This is a genomic window from Allobosea sp., from assembly GCF_035944895.1.
GTDB lineage: Bacteria > Pseudomonadota > Alphaproteobacteria > Rhizobiales > Beijerinckiaceae > Allobosea.
The window spans coordinates 226,856-244,440 of record NZ_DASZAT010000006.1; the positions used below are offsets into that span (position 1 = coordinate 226,856).

Annotated in this window: 14 protein-coding genes; 3 read left to right on the plus strand and 11 right to left on the minus strand. The window is 65.9% G+C overall.

Features of this window, described 5'->3' with window-relative positions; all coding sequences use genetic code 11:
* Positions 1-70: 70 nt before the first annotated feature.
* The 9 genes from tssH to VGV58_RS09715 all read right to left on the minus strand — a co-directional run bounded on the left by tssH (position 71) and on the right by VGV58_RS09715 (position 11,594).
* Complete coding sequence (gene tssH, locus VGV58_RS09675; protein ID WP_326873805.1) at positions 71-2,770, minus strand: type VI secretion system ATPase TssH; 2,700 nt, start codon at positions 2,768-2,770, stop codon at positions 71-73.
* Between the two features lie 9 nt (positions 2,771-2,779).
* The gene (tssG, locus tag VGV58_RS09680) at positions 2,780-3,868 is read right to left on the minus strand and encodes a type VI secretion system baseplate subunit TssG (RefSeq protein ID WP_326873806.1); all 1,089 of its coding nucleotides are present in this window, start codon (positions 3,866-3,868) and stop codon (positions 2,780-2,782) included.
* Positions 3,865-5,826 carry a type VI secretion system baseplate subunit TssF gene (gene tssF / locus VGV58_RS09685; protein WP_326873807.1) on the minus strand — a complete coding sequence of 654 codons (1,962 nt, stop codon included), beginning with the start codon at positions 5,824-5,826 and terminating at the stop codon, positions 3,865-3,867. The genes tssG and tssF overlap by 4 nt, the downstream gene beginning before the upstream one ends.
* A gap of 6 nt (positions 5,827-5,832) precedes the next feature.
* The gene (locus tag VGV58_RS09690; protein ID WP_326873808.1) at positions 5,833-6,381 is read right to left on the minus strand and encodes a type VI secretion system baseplate subunit TssE; all 549 of its coding nucleotides are present in this window, start codon (positions 6,379-6,381) and stop codon (positions 5,833-5,835) included.
* A gap of 172 nt (positions 6,382-6,553) precedes the next feature.
* Positions 6,554-7,036 carry an Hcp family type VI secretion system effector gene (locus tag VGV58_RS09695; RefSeq protein ID WP_091829329.1) on the minus strand — a complete coding sequence of 161 codons (483 nt, stop codon included), beginning with the start codon at positions 7,034-7,036 and terminating at the stop codon, positions 6,554-6,556.
* Positions 7,037-7,191: 155 nt separating this feature from the next.
* Positions 7,192-8,694, minus strand: a complete 1,503-nt coding sequence (gene tssC, locus VGV58_RS09700) for a type VI secretion system contractile sheath large subunit (RefSeq protein WP_326873809.1) — start codon at positions 8,692-8,694, stop codon at positions 7,192-7,194.
* Positions 8,695-8,705: 11 nt separating this feature from the next.
* Positions 8,706-9,239 (minus strand): type VI secretion system contractile sheath small subunit, encoded by a 534-nt coding sequence (tssB, locus tag VGV58_RS09705; protein ID WP_326873810.1) that lies wholly within the window; start codon positions 9,237-9,239, stop codon positions 8,706-8,708.
* A gap of 225 nt (positions 9,240-9,464) precedes the next feature.
* A complete protein-coding gene (locus VGV58_RS09710; protein ID WP_326873811.1) occupies positions 9,465-11,003 on the minus strand; it encodes a type VI secretion system protein TssA in 1,539 nt (512 codons plus the stop codon).
* Between the two features lie 45 nt (positions 11,004-11,048).
* A complete protein-coding gene (locus tag VGV58_RS09715; RefSeq protein ID WP_326873812.1) occupies positions 11,049-11,594 on the minus strand; it encodes an OmpA family protein in 546 nt (181 codons plus the stop codon).
* Positions 11,595-11,710: 116 nt separating this feature from the next.
* On the opposite strand from VGV58_RS09715, the gene VGV58_RS09720 reads away from it, so the two are divergent.
* Genes VGV58_RS09720 through tagH form a run of 3 tightly spaced genes read left to right on the plus strand, consistent with a single transcriptional unit; the run spans position 11,711 to position 15,581 of the window.
* Entirely contained in the window at positions 11,711-13,573 is a 1,863-nt protein-coding gene (locus VGV58_RS09720) for a type VI secretion system Vgr family protein (protein ID WP_326873813.1), read from the plus strand.
* A 7-nt stretch (positions 13,574-13,580) separates the two neighbouring features.
* Complete coding sequence (locus VGV58_RS09725; protein ID WP_326873814.1) at positions 13,581-14,138, plus strand: DUF6931 family protein; 558 nt, start codon at positions 13,581-13,583, stop codon at positions 14,136-14,138.
* A gap of 60 nt (positions 14,139-14,198) precedes the next feature.
* Complete coding sequence (gene tagH / locus VGV58_RS09730) at positions 14,199-15,581, plus strand: type VI secretion system-associated FHA domain protein TagH (protein WP_326873815.1); 1,383 nt, start codon at positions 14,199-14,201, stop codon at positions 15,579-15,581.
* A 9-nt stretch (positions 15,582-15,590) separates the two neighbouring features.
* Here the strand turns inward: tagH and VGV58_RS09735 are convergent, their stop codons facing one another.
* Entirely contained in the window at positions 15,591-16,280 is a 690-nt protein-coding gene (locus tag VGV58_RS09735) for an ABC transporter ATP-binding protein (protein ID WP_326873816.1), read from the minus strand.
* Positions 16,281-16,290: 10 nt separating this feature from the next.
* Positions 16,291-17,583: a lipoprotein-releasing ABC transporter permease subunit gene (locus VGV58_RS09740; RefSeq protein WP_326873817.1), complete on the minus strand. Its 1,293-nt coding sequence runs from the start codon at positions 17,581-17,583 to the stop codon at positions 16,291-16,293.
* Between the last annotated feature and the right edge of the window lie 2 nt (positions 17,584-17,585).

Genomic DNA, 17,585 nt, shown 5'->3' on the forward strand with positions numbered 1-17,585 from the left:
AATCCGGGCGGACGCAGCGCGCTGCCGCTCCCGGATTGCTTCGCTGCGCCCGCAGTGACGCTAGGTCTTCTCAGTTGCAGGCGTAGTGGAACGCACCATCCTCAACCGTGACCTTGGCCTCGGTCAGCGGCTTCTTCTCCAGCTGCAGGTTGAGGATGCTGCGCGAGAGCGCCGGCAGCATCGAGTTGGTGATGATGTTGTCGATCATGCGTCCGCCCGAATCCGGGTCGTTGCATTGGGCGACGATGTGCTCGACCACCGCGTCGTCATAGATGAAGGCGGCGTTGTGGTTGTCGCGCAGGCGCTTGCCGATGCGCCCGAGCTGCAGGCGCACGATGCCGCCCAGCATCTCGCCGGAGAGCGGATAGTAGGGGATCGTCACCAGGCGCCCGATCAGCGCCGGCGGGAAGACCTTGAGCAAAGCCGGCCGCAAAGCGACGGCCAGCTCCTCGGAATCCGGACGACTCGCCTCGTCACCGGCCATGCGCATGATCTCGTCGGTGCCGACATTCGAGGTCAGGATGATCAGCGTGTTCTTGAAGTCGATGCGCCTTCCGGTGCCGTCCTCCATCGTGCCCTTGTCGAAGACCTGGAAGAACAGCTCGTGCACGTCCGGATGGGCCTTCTCGACCTCGTCGAGCAGCACCACCGAATAGGGCTTGCGGCGCACGGCCTCGGTCAGGCGTCCTCCCTCGCCATAGCCGACATAGCCGGGAGGCGCTCCCTTCAGCGTCGAGACGGTGTGCGCCTCCTGGAACTCGCTCATGTTGATGGTGATGACGTTCTGCTCGCCGCCATAGAGCGATTCAGCCAAGGCCAGCGCCGTCTCGGTCTTGCCGACGCCGGAGGGGCCGCAGAGCATGAAGACGCCGATCGGCTTGTTCGGATTGTCGAGCTTGGCGCGATTGGTCTCGATGCGCTTGGCGATCATGCCGATGCCATGCCCCTGCCCGACCACGCGCTTGTTCAGCGTCGCGGCGAGGTTGAGCACGGTCTCGATCTCGTCCTTGACCATGCGGCCGACGGGGATGCCGGTCCAGTCGGAGACGACGGAGGCGACGGACTGCTCGTCGACATGGGCATAGATCATCCGGTTGGCCGGATCGATTGCGCCGAGCACGTCGAATTTCTCGCGCAGGCTGGCGCGCGTCGCCTCGGGATCGGCAGGTGCCTCGGCGGGCGCGGCCTCGGCCGGTGCCTCGTCATCGGCAGGAGCAGCCTCAGCGGCGGTCTTCTCGCCGAGCTTGCCACGCAGCAGCGTGATCTCCTCGACGATCGCAAGCTCGGAGGCCCAGTCGGCTTCGAGCTTCTCCAGCTTCGCCGTCAGCGCGGCGCTCTCCTCCTCGATCTTGCCGAGGCGCTCATCGGTGGCGTCGCCGAGATCCTTGTCGGCGATCAGGGCGATCTTCTCCTTCTCCAGCGCCGAGATCGCGACGCGGGCATCCTCGATCGCAGCCGGGGTCGCAGTCTGGCTGATCGCGACGCGGGCGCAGGCGGTGTCGAGCAGGCTCACCGCCTTGTCGGGCAGCTGGCGAGCCGGGATATAGCGCGAGGAGAGCTGGACGGCGGCGACGATGGCGGCGTCGGAGATGCGAACCTTGTGGTGCTTCTCCATCGGCCCGATCAGGCCGCGCAGCATGGTGCAGCAGCGCACGACATCCGGCTCGTCGACCTGCACCGGCTGGAAGCGCCGGGTCAGCGCCGGGTCCTTCTCGAAATACTGGCGGTATTCCGACCAGGTCGTCGCCGCGATGGTACGCAGCGTGCCGCGGGCGAGAGCGGGCTTCAGCAAGTTGGCGGCATCGCCGGTGCCGGCAGCCCCGCCGGCGCCGATCAGCGTATGCGCCTCGTCGATGAACAGGATCACCGGGGTCGGCGAGGACTGGACCTCGTCGATGACCGAGCGCAGACGCTGCTCGAACTCGCCCTTCATCGAGGCACCGGCCTGCATCAGGCCGATATCAAGGGCGCAGACCTTGACCCCGCGCAGCGGCGGCGGCACGTCGCCGGCGACGATGCGCTGGGCAAAGCCCTCGGCGATCGCGGTCTTGCCGACGCCGGCCTCGCCGGTGAGGATCGGATTGTTCTGGCGCCGGCGCATCAGCACGTCGATGACCTGGCGGATCTCGTCGTCGCGGCCGAGGATCGGGTCCATCGTGCCCGAGCGCGCCTTCTCGGTCAGGTCCTGCGAGAAGCGGTCGAGCGCGGTTGTGCCCTTGGCACCATCGGCCTGCTCGGCGCCCGGCGTGCCGGCGGCACGCAGCCCCGAGCCGTCCATCGGCCGCAGGTTCTCTTCCTCCGAGTCCTTCCAGATCTTGGCATGGCCGGCAGCGAGCTCCTCGACCGGAATCTTGGCGAACTCCTTGGAGATGCCGGTCAGCGCCCGCTTGAGCTCGAGCGATTTCAGCGCTGCGACCAGGACGTGGCCGCTCCGGATCTGGGTCTCGCCGAAGAACAAGGTGGCGTAGTGCCAGCCGCGGTCGAGCACGTCGACGACGTTGTTGGCGACGCCGGGCATCTCCGTCTCGTTCTTGCGGAAGCCCTCGATGACGCCGCCGATGTCGGTGGCCAAGCGGGCCATGTCGAGGCCGTAATGCTGCGCGGTCAGCCCGATATCGGTCGAGCGCCGCTGCAGGATCTGGGCGAGCCAGTGCGCCAGCTCGACATTGCGGTTGCCCGCCCCCTTCGCCTGGCGCAGCGCCTGGATGAAGGCCTCATAGCCGACACGGTTAAGTTTGCCGGTAACGGCTTCGAGACTGATGTCGGCCATGGCGGTCCCCTATCGTTTCGTCTGTTGTTTCTGGCTGCGCTTCAGCCGCATGCGTTCGGCGGGATGGAAGCGGGCATCTCGGCGCAGGCTGCCGTCCGGCACGTTCCAGTTCGGCGAGATCCAGCTCGACCAGCCGAGCGCGCCGGAGCGACCGAGCTGCATCGGCTGGACCTTGCCGACCGGCAAGGCCAGCTCGACATCCCATTCGAACTGCTCGCCGAGATAGAAGAACACGGCATCGGCCAGGGGCTCGCAGCGGTCGCCATTCGGCAGGAAGCGGTTGAACTGCTCGAGGTCGCGCGCGACCAGCTTGACCCGGAACTTGTCCTCGACACTGTAGACGCTGGCGCCGAGCAGGACATTGCTGCCCAGGGCGCACTGGCCGCGGCCGAGCTTGGTCCGGTCCTCGGGATCGAAGACCAGCCGCATGCCGACGAATTGCTCGACCTCGACCTCGATGTCGAAGAGGCCGGCGAGCAGGCTGCGCAGGCGCGAGGCCGACTTGGCCTGCGCACCGGTGAGCCCGGCATGGGCCAGCTTCTCGGGATCGGGGACGCTGTCACGGTTCTGATAGGGCTGCGAGCCTAGGCCCGTCATGCTGCCGACATAGGCGATGAAGCGGTCCCTGTCGGGCCGGTCATGCTGCGCGACCGGTCGCGAATCCGCCCAGGCCCGGTAGAAGAGCTGCAGGAAACGGTTGTTGAAGACGTCGAGGAAGCGCGGGAAGGCGTCGTCGCGGACGAGCTGCCAGTGATAGCTCTCCTCGGTCGTCGCCAGCGGCAGCGCACCTTGCGGGCCAAGCAGACCAAGGAACTTGACGAACAGCCGCAGTCGGCCCTGCAGGTCGCGATCGGCCTCGGCGATGGTCGAGGCCGGGAAGTCCATATAGGGTTGCTCGCCGAGCGCGACGTATTCGTCACGCCGGGCGGCGACGTCGCCGATGCGCTCGCGTTCCGGGAAACTGCGCTCGATCCGGCGCAGCGCCGCGTAGAAATCATGCCGCCAGGGCTCGGCCCGCAGCCCTTCGACGAAGGGCGGCTCGACCCGCAGGTCGTCGAGCGCGGCCGGTGGCGGCAGGGCTGGCGCGCTCTCGCTCACAGGATGCGCCTCGTGCCGGCGCGCGGCGCAAAGCGCATGACCTCGCCGCGCTCGACGGTGCGGATCACCGTCTGGGTGAAATGGTTCATCGCCGCGTATTCGGCGAAGAAGCGGTCGAGGATCGCCCCCAGCAGGAAGACGCCGCTGCCCTCGAACGCCTTTTCGTCGAAGAGGACCGTGATCTCGAGCCCGCGGGCGGCACCCGTTCCGGCCCGCTGCGGGAACCGCCGGATCACCGGGCGGCTGTCGACGCTCTTGATACCGCGGATGCGGCGCTCGGTGGCGCTGTCGGCGAGGTCGGCGAAGAGCGAGAGCATCTCGCGCAGCGCCTCGGCGTTCTCGCCGGCGCCACGCTGGACCAGGCCGAGATGGTTGAGGCTGAGCAGATTGATCAACCGCCAGGTGACGACGCCGGTGCTCGCCGTCTCCGAACGCAGCCGCAGCTGCGAGACGATCGGCTCGCGCGGCGGTGTCGGCCCGGCAAGGGAGGTCACGTCGAGCACGACATTGTCAATCAGGCGGAAATCGGCACCGCCGATCCCTGTCGGCAGATGCTCGGTCAGATGACGGTTGGAACAGAGAGCCCGGATGCTGAGCTCAGCCACGGCTGCGGCATCGGAGACTGTCGCCGGCTCGTAGAGCGAGATGAACATCTCGGTGCCGGTATAGTCGGACGCCCGCCCCTCGCGGCGCTCGGCCGAGGAACGGCGACGCGGCAGCCGCCGCTGCGTATAGAGCAGGCCGTGGGTCGGCGAAGCGCCTTCGGGCGAGGAATAGAGCGGGTGGACCGGCTGCTTGTCGCGGCCGCCGCTATAGTGCGCATAAACGTCGAGGATCGAGTGCGGCTCATAGTCGAGCATGCGGCTGCGATCGGGCACGACGTGATATTCGTGCTCGTTCTTGCGCACCGGGATGCGGTCGGTGGTCTTCTCGAACAGGTTCACCGCCGGGGCGGCATAGAGCGCGAACAGCTCGCGCTGGACCGCCGCCGGCAGGCGCGTGTTGACCTCATCGAAGACGAAGATGATGTCGACCGTCTTGGCCTTGAGCCGGGACATCATCTTGTCGAGACCGGTCAGCTTGAAGCCGAGGAATTTGCGGGGGAACCAGAACTGCTCACGCAGCAGGTCGAAGCCGCGGAAGACCCGCGTATCGGCCGGCAGCAGCGCCTCGTCTTCATCGAAGCCGATCTGCTCCAGAGCGCACTCCGCCCCCGACAGCACCACCGGATCGCCGAATTCGTCGAGATAGCGAAAATAGAGACCGAGGCGATCGGCGAAGATCTGCTCGTAGAGTGCAATCGCATCGGCTTCCGTGCCGAGCAGGTGCACTGTGAGATCGCGCGTCTTGCAGCCGGCAAACCAGCTGTTCGGCAGCTTGCTCGCCTGCTCCGGGGACGGCTCCTCGGCCGGGTCGCTGGCGATGCGATGGGTCAGCGACAGGCGCAGTCCGGACAGCACCCGCCCGTCGGCCGGGAGCCCCAGCGCCTGCAGCCGCCCCGGCGCAGCGATGTATTCGGCCGAGGCGACCTCGAACGGCCAGATCGTGACGGGCGAGCTCAGCCGGTAGCGGCAGGCGACACGCCGGTCGCGCTCGACATAGGTTGCGTCGAGATAGGAGCCGCGCGGTACCTCGACGCCCTCGCGCAGGGCCGGGTCGCCATAGGTCGGCGCGATCCCGGCCAGCAGAGCCGACGGCGTCGGGGCCAGATAGTTCGGGATCAACTGCTCGAGCAGATTGTTGGTGAACTCGGGGAACTCGTGCTTGAGCTTGAGCTGGACACGCGCGGCAAGGAAGGCCGCTCCCTCCAGCAGGCCGCCGACCATCGGGTCCATGCGCTCGCCGACCAGGCCGCCGAGCCGCTCGGCGATCCCGGGGTATTCCTCGGCGAACTCCTTCGTATGCTCGGTGAAGAGCCTGAGCTCGCGGTTGTAGAAGTCGAGGAATTCCTGGTTCATTCCACGCTACCGGTTCTTGATCGCGATCTTGCCGGTGTCGAGCTCGACATCGGCAACGAATTGCACCGGAATATTCAGCGGCTCGCAATTGAGATCTGCCCGCACGATGAAGCGGATCTTGAGTTCCGCCTTGTCGAGCCCTTCGTCGCGCTCGACCACGATCGACTGCTTCATGAGCCGCGGCTCGTAGGCGAACAGCACCTGCGCGAGCTCGTCCTTGATCGCACCGACCCGGTGCTCGTCGATCGACTTGTTCTGGACGTCCGGGAAGCCGCAGTTGAGCACGGAGCGGCGGACATGCTCGAAGCGCGACAGATCGGTCGAGGAACCGAAATTGATCGTGTTGACCAGGGCTTCGAGATCAATCGCGATCTCCTGGCGCAGCTTGCTCTCGGTGATCGCGGTCCGCGGCGCGGCACGGCGCCCGGCGACCACGCGCTCTCCACCGGCGTCACGCAGGTCGAGCTGGACCTTGGCGTCCTTGGCGCGATGCGCCTCGCGGAAGGCGAACATCAATGGCGGCCGCAACCGGTTCTTCGCCTTGGGGTCGAGCATCTGGGTTATCCCGAACGAGGCTGCTCAATGCGACAGACTCCCGGTGATTGCTGCCGCAATCGCGGGGAGTCTGTGCGGAACGTGACAGGATCGGCGACGCCGGTCGAGGCGGAGACACCGGAAGCTGCCCTCCAGCCGGGCCCACCTGAGCGGGCCCGGCTGGAATGGCCTATTACTCCTGGTTCTTCTTGAGGTCGTAGGTACCGGTGATCGCCGAACCGAGCGAGCCGTCCTTGTTCTGCGGCTTGTACTCGAACTTGATCTTGGCGAAGTTCAGCGAGAACTGATCGGTCGGGACCGGGTTGCCGCCGGTGCTGTCGCCCGACTGGTAGCTCGACACGAGCAGGTCCTCGAGGGTGACCGTATAGAACTCCTGCTGGCCCTTGCCCTGCTTGCGGACGTGCAGCACGGCCTTCTTGATGTGCTCACCGGTGGAGCACTTCAGCATCAGGGTCGCCGACGCCTTGTTGACGTTGGCCGTGCAATGCAGGTCCTGGTAGCTGGCCTTGCCGGCGCCGCCGCCATGGCCGGCAGCATGCGTGCCGGAGTTGCTGACACCCCAGGAGAAGGACTCGATCTCGATCGTGTCCTTGTGCTTGGCGTCCTGGCTTTCGCCCTTGATACCGTCGATTTCCAGATGGAAGTCGCTAGCCATGATGCTCTCCAATGATTGGCTGTTTCAGGGTGATTTAGGCATAGAACTCGCGTCGCCTGGAGAGCTCCCCCCATGCGTCGCCACTCTCCCTGCGCGGTAAGCGCAGGGCCAACTGTTGTCCTGGGGGGCCTGCGCGCCTTAGGCGCGCCTGGGTCTCAGGTCTTGGGCGCCGGCAGGCGCGAGACGAGGCTCAGACCGATATCCATGCCCTCAAGCTGGAAGTGCGGCCGGAGGTAGAACTTGGCCGAATAGTAGCCGGGGTTCTCCTCGTCCTCGAAGACGTCGATGCGCGCATCGGACAGGGGCTTGCGCGCCTTCGTCTCCTCGCTGGAGTTCAGCGGATCGCCGTCGACATATTCGGTGATCCACTCCTGCAGCCAGCGGCGCAGGGGTTCGCGCTCCTTGTAGGAGCCAACCTTGTCGCGAACCATGCACTTCAGATAGTGCGCGAAGCGCGACACGGCGAACATGTAAGGCAGACGCGAGGACAGGTTGTCGGACGCAGTCGCCGCGACGCCGTCGGGCCCGAAGAAGGTCCTGGGCTTGTAGAGCGACTGCGCACCGATGAACGCCGCCTTGTCGGTGTTCTTGCGATGGATCAGCGGGATCAGGCCGGACTTGGCCAGTTCCGCCTCGCGACGGTCGCTGATCGCGATCTCGGTCGGGCACTTCAGGTCGACGCCGCCGTCATCGGTCGGGAAGGTGTGGGTCGGCAGGTTGAGGACCTCGCCGCCCGACTGGACGCCGCGAATGCGGGTGCACCAGCCATATTCCTTGAAGGCCCGGTTGATGTTCACCGCCATGGCATAGGCTGCGTTCATCCAGGCGTATTTCTCGCCCTTGTGGCCGTCAGTGTCCTCCTCGAAGGCGAATTCCTCGACCGGCTCCGACTTGGCGCCGTAGGGAACCCGCGCCAGCACCCGCGGCAGGCACAGGCCGACATAGCGGGAGTCGGCCGCGTCGCGCAGACCCTTCCAGGCCGCGTAGTCGGGGGTGTCGAAGACCTTGCCGAGATCACGCGGGTTGGAGAGCTCCGTCCAGGAGTCCATGCCCATCAGGTTCGGGTCGGCGCCGGTGAAGAACGGCGCGTGGGCGGCAGCCGCGATCTTCGAGAGATCGCGCAGCAACTGCACGTCCGTCGGAGCGTGACTGAAGTGATAGTCGCCGACGAGCGCGCCGAAGGGCTGGCCGCCGAGCTGACCGAACTCCTGCTCGTAGAGCTGCTTGAAGAGCGGGCTCTGGTCCCAGCGGGCGCCGGGATAAGTCTTGAGATTGCGATAGAGCTCGGTCTTGCCGACGTTCATCACCTTGATCTTCAGCTGCGAGTCGGTCTCGGAGTTGAAGACGAGGTAGTTGAGGCCGCGCCAGGCGCTTTCGAGCTTCTGGAACTCCGGCGCGTGCAGCACCTCGTTCATCTGCTCGCTGAGCTTGGCATCGAGCCGGGCGATCATCTCCTCGATCGTGTCGAGGACGTCGCCCTTGATCAGCGTCGAGTCGGCGAGTGCCTGGTTGACCAGGGTCGCGACCGCATTCTCGACTTCGCTCGCCGCCCGTTCGGTCTTCGGCTTGAAGCTCTGCTTCAGCAGAGCCGAGAAGTCGTCGGCGCCTTGCGTTTCAGCAGTTGCCGCGCCGGGTTGTTGAATCTGTGCTTCCGCCATGGCCGCCTCGCTTACCCGTTGCCGTCCTGCTTGTCGTCACCAGCCGGCTTTTCGCCGAGCTTGTCCTTCAGCGCCGCCATCAATTGCGGATCCGCCAGAAGGGCCTTGAGCTGGTCGCTGGCCGCGACCTTGCCATCCATGTAGCGCAGGAGGTTGGCGAGCTGCTCGCGCGCCTCCAGCAGCTTGGCCGTCGCCGGAATCTGGCGAGCGATCGCAGCCGGGTTGAAGTCGTCGTATTTCTTGAACTTCAGCGACACGGAGAGCTTGTCGCTCCCGTCCCCGAGCCTGTTGGGGACGGCAAAAGCCGCGCCCGGCTCGATCGCGGCCATGCGCTGATCGAAATTGTCCATGTCGATGTCGAGGAACTTGCGTTCGCCGACGTCGGCTTTCTCGACCGCCGAGGCATTGCCCGAGAGATCGGCGAGAACCCCCATCACGAAGGGCAGCTCGACCTTCTGATCGGCATTGTAAGGGTCCTCATAGGTAATATGGACCCGCGGCGGCCTGTTGCGGCGAATGAATTTCTGCCCCGAATCTCCGGCCATGACGGCGCCCCTTCCTTTAGAGGCATCACGCAAGGAGAGCGTGATGCCACGCTTACGATCCAGCTCGCTATACCATACACACTTGCCGACCGCTTGACAGTTCTCGTCGAACTGCTCGCATCGGCTGCAGGAAGTGATTCAGCCAGCTCAGCTTTGCAGGCGGATGACGGTATCGCATCCACCGAACGAATGAGGCGCGGCGCTCCACGAAGGGACCGTCGCGGCCTATTCGCCGCTGCTCTGCCTTATGCCGACTTCAGGGAGGATATCGCTCAGGAGCGAGAGAAAATCTTGCTGCGCCAGCGCACAGGCCTTGTCCATCAGCAGGGGAACCGGGTTGGACGGCTCGGCATGACGATAGAAGCCGGCGACGGCCTTCATCCGGGCGATCGCTTCGGCCCGGCTCGCGACGGTGATCGCAGGCACAGTTGCGGCCGCCGCTGAGGCGCTCGCTCTGGATTCGACCTCGGCGTTCGGCTGCTCGTTCTCAGCCTCCTCGTCGGAGCCCTGCTCCCCCTCGTCGTCCGTTTCCTCGCCGGTACCGTCGCCGGCATCCGTCTCCTCGTCATCGGACGAGCTTTCCTCGTCGTCATAGGACGAGCTCTCTTCTTCGTCGCCATCGGAGGCGTAGCCGTCGTCGTCACCGCTATCGTCGCCGTAGCCACCGTCGGAACCGTCGCCACCGAGGCGTTCCAGCGGCAGCTGGTATTTCGTGTCGTCACCGATCTCGAGCATCGCCTTGTCGACGTGCTCCGGGAACATGATCTGGATGACCTCGATCAGCGACTTGCCGATCAGGCGCTGCGCCTGCCCGATCAGCAGTACGGCCGGGCTCGACGGCTCGACCCGGCGGAAATAGCCGAGACAGCCGGCGAGCGCGGCCTGGGCTTCGTCGACGGAAGCGCAGACACCGGGCGGAAGCGCCGCAGCCGTGATCGGCCCGGCAACCGCAACACCGCCGCCGGCGGCAGGCGCCTCGGCGACAGCTGTGCCCTGCCCGCCCGGCGCCTTCCGTTCGATCGCGGCCTCGAGAAAGGTGATGATCTGCCCCACCAGGGCGGCCAACCGCGGGAAGGTCACCGCCTGGTCGGCGCCGAGCCGTTCGCCCCAGATCGTCCGCAACCGGGATTGGGCGTCCCGGATCGCGCTGACATGGCCGAGCATAGCCGTCAGGTCGGAGAGCTCCGCCTCCTTCAGTGCTGCATTGATTCCGCCGGCATCGGGGTGCTGCTCATCTTCGCCGGGGCGCAGCTCGCCCGAAGCGACGAGCTGGCTGCGGAACATCACCGGCCCCAGCCGCTTGCTCAGGAACAGCGGCGCATGCTGCAGCGGCAAGGCGACGGTGGCGTTCTCGTCGAGTCCCTGCAGCGCGACCTCGCGCATGATGAAGTCGCCGTCCTCGGCCCTGGGATAGACCTCCTCCCAATAGTCTCCGAGGTAGCTCACGATCAGCCCGAGGCTCGCGGCGAAACCGGCAATGTCGCGATTGAGCAGACAAAGCTTGCCCGCCAGGACAAAGCCACGCAGGTCGCGACTCTGCTTCAGTACCTTGCCGAGATCGCCGAAGGCGACGGGAAAGTCGATCGTGCTGCGATCGAACGGAATCTGCCGCCCTTCGTCGTCGCGGCGGAAATAGGAAGTCGGCAGCGCCACCTCGAGGCGTGCCATGACGTTCATGACGTCGGGATCGGCATCCGGATCGGGACCGCAGGGGTCGTCAGCCGAAACCGGCTTCGCCAGATCAGCGAAATTGAGCGCGGCCATGCCCCCTCACGGTCGATCGAGATTATCGGGCCGGCCGCCTGGCCGTCACTCCACCTGCAGCCGCGTCTCGACCCGGCGATTATCGGCAGAGAACTTGTCAGAGACGACGGGCTTGCTCTGGCCAAGACCGCGCGGCACGAGCTTGGCGGTATCGACGCCACGTTCGCTGAGATAGCGCACGACCGCCTTGGCCCGCCGCTCCGACAGACTCAGATTGTAGTCCGCGGTGCCGCTGGCGTCGGTATGTCCCTCGACCAGGAAGCTGCTCGCGGAAAGCTGCGGATCCTTCAGCGCCTTGGCGAACTCGTCGAGATTCGTCCGCGCCTCGGATTCGAGCACGTCGGAATTATATTTGAACTTGACGACGAGATCGAAGGCGGTCGGCGGTTTCACGACGTGGCCGGCCTTGTTGCATTCGGCTTCGGTGCCGACGCACAGGCCGCGCGAGACGCCGAGATTCGGCTTCGCGGCTCCAAAGTGTTTGACGATATCGTCCGCCTTGTAGGCTTGGGCCTGCGCAAAAAACGGCGACAGGACGCAGAAGCCTGCGGCAAGAGCGGCACTAACCATGACAAGGGCCTGCTTGCGCACGGTCTTCCTCCCGTTTAGGTTCGCTGAGGCGGTTGAAGACTGACGGCGCGAATTATGCCTCGCAGCGTTTGCTGCGTCAATAGTCGTCTCTTGTCGCAAGCCACGAGGTTTGGTTGATGCCCGCCGCTCCAGGACAATCGAAAAGACTTGCCTCCTTTACGACACCGGCAGGTCAAGATGTCTTCTCACTTTTGAAGTTCGAGGCGCGCGAAGCTCTCAGCGAATTATTTGTCTATCAAATCGAAGCCGTGAGTACTTCTCAAGGTGACAATCTTCAAAATTTAATTGGGGAGAAATGTCACATCAAAATGACGCTGAAGAACGGTGGAGACCGGATCTTCAACGGCGTTCTGGTCGAGGCGCAATGGCTCGGCCGGGAGAAGGATCTCGACCATTACCGTTTCGTGCTGCGGCCCTGGCTCTGGCTGCTCTCGCAGCGCTCCGATTGCCGCATCTTCAAGAACAAGACGGCGATCGACATCATCAAGACGATCTTCGGGAAAGAGGACAAGGCGAGCTTCGAGGACCGCGTCAGCGAGCCTCCGCCGGAGATCGACTATTGCGTGCAGTATCGCGAGTCCGATCTCGACTTCGTCCTGCGCCTGATGGAGAAATACGGCATCTACTACTATTTCAAGCATACGGAGGGGGACCACAAGCTGGTCCTCTCGGATGCGCGCAGCTCGCATGATGCGGTGACTGCCGCGGCCGAGCCGAGCTTCGCCGGCGCCGGGAGCGCCTACCCCTTCATGCCGACGGACGGAGCCCAGCGGCGCAGGATCGAGCATCTGACGCAATGGTCGGCGCAGCGGCGGCTGCGGACCGGCAAGATCGAGATCAAGGACTATGATTTCGAGAAATCCACCTCGGACCTGACGGCGCGCGCCGAGGATGGCTTCCCGCGCAGCAAATCCTACGAGGCTTTCGACTATCCCGGCGCCTATCTCGACCGCGGCAAGGGCGAGAAGCTCGCTCGTATCCAGGTCCAGGCCGAGCAGGCGCAGGACGAACGGCGCCTCGCCGTCGGCGATGCGCCCAGCCTCAATCCCGGCACGCTGATGACGCTGGCGGACAATCCCGTCGGCTCGGAGAATGCCGAGTTCCTGGTGGTGAGGGCGACGCACAGCTACGGCGTGCAGAGCTATCGCTCCTCGAAACGCACCGACCAGGCGATCTATCACGGCTCCTACGAGCTTCAGAAAGCCACCAAGCGCTTCCGCGCCCCGTTGCTGACGCCCTCCCCGCTCCATATCGGCCCCGACACCGCCAAGGTGGTCGGCGAGAAGAACAAGGGTGAGGAAGGCGACATCGACGTCGACAAATACGGCCGCATCTGGCTGCGCTTCCACTGGGATCGCGAGAAGGATTCGACGTCCTGCCGCGTGCGCGTGGCGCAGGCCTGGTCGGGCAAGAACTGGGGCGGCCAGATCATCCCGCGCATCGGCCAGGAGGTCGTCGTCTCCTATATCGGCGGCGATCCCGACCGGCCGATCATCACCGGCGCCGTGGTCAACGACCAGCACATGCCGCCCTACGACCTGCCGGCCAACAAGACCCAGTCCGGCCTGAAATCGGAATCGACCGATGGCGGTGGCAAGTCGGGCAAGTTCAACGAGATCAAGTTCGAGGACCTGGCCGGCAAGGAGGTCTTCTCCATGCAGGCCGAGCGCGACCACAAGACGGAGGTCTTCAATCTCGAGACCCGCGACGTCGGCAAGAATTTCGAGGGCGGCCCAACCGATTTCGCCCGCACGACCCAGATCCTGAGCGGTAGCGACAAGCTGCATGTCAAGCAGGGCAAGCGCTATGTCGAGGCGGCTCTCGAGATCAAGCTGGTCTGCGGCCAGAGCGAGATCACGATGACGCCGACCAACATCACCATCTCGTCGCCGACGATCACGGTGCAGAGCACGGCCAAGACCGAGATCAACGGCGGCGGCAGCACGATCATCACCGCCGCCGTAGTCAAGATCAACTGAGGCCGCGATGTCGAAACTTCGGTTCAGCACGGCGCAGGAGGTCTTCGAGACCTTCCCCGCTGCGCGCGAGATCATCCAGGCCGCGCCAACCACCGAGCCGCCGCTGGGCTTCCTGCGCAAGCTCGTTGCGGCGGGCGATCACAAGGACGCGATCGGCTTTTGCGCGTTCCTGATGCCCCGCCGCGAAACCGTCTGGTGGGCCCTGCAGAGCGTCCAGCGCATGCAGCCGCCCGGAACCGCGGCAGATCCCGGCCTGAAGGCTGCCGAGGCCTGGGTGCGCGACCCGACGGACGAGACGCGCCGTGCTGCGCTGGCGCTCGGCGAAAGCGGTCATCACGCCAGCCTTGGCACCTGGGTCGCGCTCGCCGCCGGCTATTCCGGCGGCAGCATGGTCGCGAGCCATGCCGTGCCCGCGCCGCCGGACCTGACCGCGAAGACGGCGCGGATCGCGGTATTAACCGCGCTCGGACGGGTATCCGAGCCAGAGCGCGATGCCGCATTGCGAAATTGCGTCGAAGCATGCATTCGTCTGATCGATGACGAAAGCGGCAGGACGAGAGCATAGCATGGCCCCGGCGCCGATGCGGCAGCCGGTGTCGGGCTATGACGAGGCGGGCGGCCCGACATGGCGCTGACGCTGACGATCGAGAATCAGGCTTCGCTGCCGGATGGCGGCCCGCTCAGCGTGACGCTGAGTGGCGGGCGCGGGCTCGATATCGGGCGGGACCAGCATCTCGACTGGTGTCTGCCGGATCCGAGCCGCGCCATCTCCGGGCGCCATTGCGAAGTCCGTTTCAACGACAACGCCTACTGGCTGCGCGACATCTCGACCAACGGGACCTTCGTCAATGGCGGAGCCTATCGGGTGCAATCGCCCTATCGGCTGCAGCACGGCGATCGGCTCGAGATCGGCCAATACATCATCGCGGTCGCGATCGACGAGGTGGAGCGCGGCGCGCCCGGCCCGGCCGAGCGGGCGCCGATGCCGCCGCCGCCCGGCGAATCGCTATGGGATTCGAATGGCGACGAGGCGCCGCCGATCGCCCGCCGGGACCTGATTCCACCGCAGAAATACCAGCCGGTGCACGCGCCCTTCATCGACTGGGCCGCCGACATCCCGACTCCGTCGGAATCGGCGCAGGTCTATGCTGCGCCGCCGGCCCCGCCGCCCCAGCCCTCACGGCCGGACGATCTTGCCTGGGCGCCCTATCAGGCGCCGCCGGTGCCCGAGCCCGAGCCTATCGCCCCGATCCCGACGCCGCGTCGCCCTCCCTCGGCCGCGCCCGCCGGCAATCCCTGGGACGAGACGCCGGCCGTGCCGTCAGCACGCCCGAGCTTCGACGCCCCCTACGAGCCACCGCCGCGGCCAGTGGCACCGCCACCACCTCCGCCGCCGCCCATGGGCGCCCCGGCGGGTGGCCCATCGATCTCGGCGGCCGAGTTCATCGCCCGCTTCGCCCGCGGGGCCGGCCTGCCGGCCGAGGAACTGTCCTGGCAGGATCCCGGCGCGTTCGCCGAGCAGACCGGCGCGCTGATGCGCCTGATCGCCATCGAGCTGAAGGCGCTGCTGGCGGCGCGGGCCGAAAGCAAGCGCATCGCGCGCAGCTCCAACCAGACGATGATCCAGGCGCAGGACAACAACCCGCTGAAATTCTCGCCGACGATCGAGGATGCGCTGAAGCTGATCTTCGGCCGGCCGACAAGCGGCTACCTCAACGCCCAGAAGGCGTTCGAGGAGAGCTTCCGGGACCTCAAGGTCCACCAGATCAAGACCTATTCGGCGATGCAGCACGCGCTGCGCATGCTGGTCGAGGATCTCGATCCGCAGGCGGTCGCCGAGGGGCTCGACGCCGGGCGCGGGCTCGACGGCCTGCTCTCCTCGCGCAAGGGCAAGCTCTGGGACGCCTATGTCGCGCGCTGGGAGGCGAAGACCGCCCCTTATGAGGACGGGCTGGTCGACGCCTTCATGCTCTATTTCGCCGAATGCTACGACCGCGGCGGGGGCTGAGCCAAAATCTCAGCCCAGCGGCACGACCATCCCGTCGCGGATCGTGACCTGGCGGTCCATGCGGGCGGCCAGGTCGAGATTATGCGTCGCGATCAGCGCCGCCAGGCCCGAGGCGCGCGCCAGCGCCACCAGCGTGTTGAAGACATGCAGCGAGGTGTGCGGGTCGAGATTGCCGGTCGGCTCGTCAGCCAGCAGCACGCGCGGCGCATTGGCGACGGCGCGGCCGATAGCGACACGCTGCTGTTCGCCGCCCGACAGCTCGCCCGGCAGATGATCGAGCCGATCGCCCAACCCAAGGAAGCTCAGCAGCTCGGTCGCACGCGATGCGGCCTCGGCCTTGCCGAGGCCGCGAATGCGCTGCGGCAGGACGACGTTCTCCAGCGCGGTGAATTCCGGCAGGAGATGGTGGAACTGATAGACGAAGCCGATCTCGGTGCGCCGCAGCCGGGTCAGGCCCTTGTCGTCGAGCTGCGAGGTCGGCACGCCGCCGATGAAGACCTCGCCGCCATCGGGGCTCTCCAGCAGGCCGGCGACGTGCAGCAAGGTCGACTTGCCGGTGCCGCTCGGGGCGACCAGCGCCACGAGCTCGCCCGGCCAGATCGCGAAATCGGCCTTGCGCAGGATCTCGAGCGGACCGTCTGATTGGGGATAGTAGCGCTCGATCTGGGAGAGGAAGAGCGCCGGCGTTTCGGTTGCCATTGTCGCGTCCTCAACCCATCCGCAAGGCTTTGACGGGGTCGAGCCGCGCCGCCTTCCAGGCCGGATAGAGCGTCGCCAGCAGCGACAGGATGAGCGTCATCACCACGACTGTGGCAACCTCGCGCCAGTCGATCACGGAGGGAATATCGCTCAGGAAGCGCACGGTCGGATCCCAGGGGTTGATTCCGAGCAGCTTGCTCAGGCCCTTATTGATGGTCTGGATGTTCCTGGCGAAGAGGATACCGAGGACGAACCCGGCGAACGTGCCGACCACGCCGATCGCCGCACCCGTGATCAGGAAGACCCGCAGCACCGTGCCGCGCGAGGCGCCCATGGTGCGCATGATCGCGATGTCCTCGGTCTTGTCCTTCACCAGCATGATCAGGCCGGAGACGATGTTCAGCGTCGCGACCAGCACGATCAGGGTCAGGATGATGAACATGACATTGCGCTCGACCTCGAGCGCATTGAAGAAGGTGCGGTTGCGCTGGCGCCAGTCGGACAGCACGAGCGGCCGCGGCGGATCGGCCTCGATCCGGTCACGCACCGCCTGCGTCTGGTCGGGATTGTCGATGAAGATCTCGATGACGTTCACGTCGCCGTCGCGATTGAAATAGGCCTGGCTTTCGGCGAGCGGCATGAAGACGAAGGAGGCGTCGAACTCCGACATGCCGATCTCGAAGATCGCCGTGACCGGATAGGCCTTGATCCGAGGCGCCGTGCCGAACGGCGTCGAAGCGCCACGCGGTGTGACGATGGTGATGGTGTCGCCGACCTGCAAGCCGAGCGAGCCAGCGAGCCGCCGGCCGATTGCGACGCCGTTGGCCGCTGCGAACCCGTCGAGCGTGCCCTGGCGGACATTGCCTGCGATGAAGGGGATCGACTTGATGTCGTCTTCCGAGATGCCGCGCACCAGGACGCCGCCATTGCCGACCTGCGACGAGGCCAGCGCCTGTCCCTCGACCAGCGGGATCGCGAGCTTGATGCCCTGGACCTGGCGCAGCTTGGCCGCGACCGCCTCGTAATCGTCGAGCGGCCGGTCGATCGGGGTCGCGAAGATGTGGCCGTTGACGCCGACGATCTTCTCCAGCAGCTCCTTGCGGAAGCCGTTCATCACCGACATCACGATGATCAGCGTCGCGACGCCGAGCAGGATGCCGAGAAAGGAGAAGCCGGCGATGACCGAGACGAAGCCCTCGCGCCGGCGCGTGCGCAGATAGCGGCCGGCGAGCAGCCATTCGAAGCCGGCGAAGGCTTTCGTGCCGGTCGGCACATTCTCCCGAGCCTCGGAGCCGGCGCTCATGA

Coding starts and splice junctions, on each gene's coding strand:
- tssH (WP_326873805.1), bottom strand. CDS start 2,770: ATGGCCGACATCAGTCTCGAAGCCGTTACCGGCAAACTTAACCGTGTC.
- tssF (WP_326873807.1), bottom strand. CDS start 5,826: ATGAACCAGGAATTCCTCGACTTCTACAACCGCGAGCTCAGGCTCTTC.
- VGV58_RS09690 (WP_326873808.1), bottom strand. CDS start 6,381: ATGCTCGACCCCAAGGCGAAGAACCGGTTGCGGCCGCCATTGATGTTC.
- VGV58_RS09695 (WP_091829329.1), bottom strand. CDS start 7,036: ATGGCTAGCGACTTCCATCTGGAAATCGACGGTATCAAGGGCGAAAGC.
- tssC (WP_326873809.1), bottom strand. CDS start 8,694: ATGGCGGAAGCACAGATTCAACAACCCGGCGCGGCAACTGCTGAAACG.
- tssB (WP_326873810.1), bottom strand. CDS start 9,239: ATGGCCGGAGATTCGGGGCAGAAATTCATTCGCCGCAACAGGCCGCCG.
- VGV58_RS09710 (WP_326873811.1), bottom strand. CDS start 11,003: ATGGCCGCGCTCAATTTCGCTGATCTGGCGAAGCCGGTTTCGGCTGAC.
- VGV58_RS09720 (WP_326873813.1), top strand. CDS start 11,711: ATGCCCGCCGCTCCAGGACAATCGAAAAGACTTGCCTCCTTTACGACA.
- VGV58_RS09725 (WP_326873814.1), top strand. CDS start 13,581: ATGTCGAAACTTCGGTTCAGCACGGCGCAGGAGGTCTTCGAGACCTTC.
- tagH (WP_326873815.1), top strand. CDS start 14,199: ATGGCGCTGACGCTGACGATCGAGAATCAGGCTTCGCTGCCGGATGGC.
- VGV58_RS09735 (WP_326873816.1), bottom strand. CDS start 16,280: ATGGCAACCGAAACGCCGGCGCTCTTCCTCTCCCAGATCGAGCGCTAC.
- VGV58_RS09740 (WP_326873817.1), bottom strand. CDS start 17,583: ATGAGCGCCGGCTCCGAGGCTCGGGAGAATGTGCCGACCGGCACGAAA.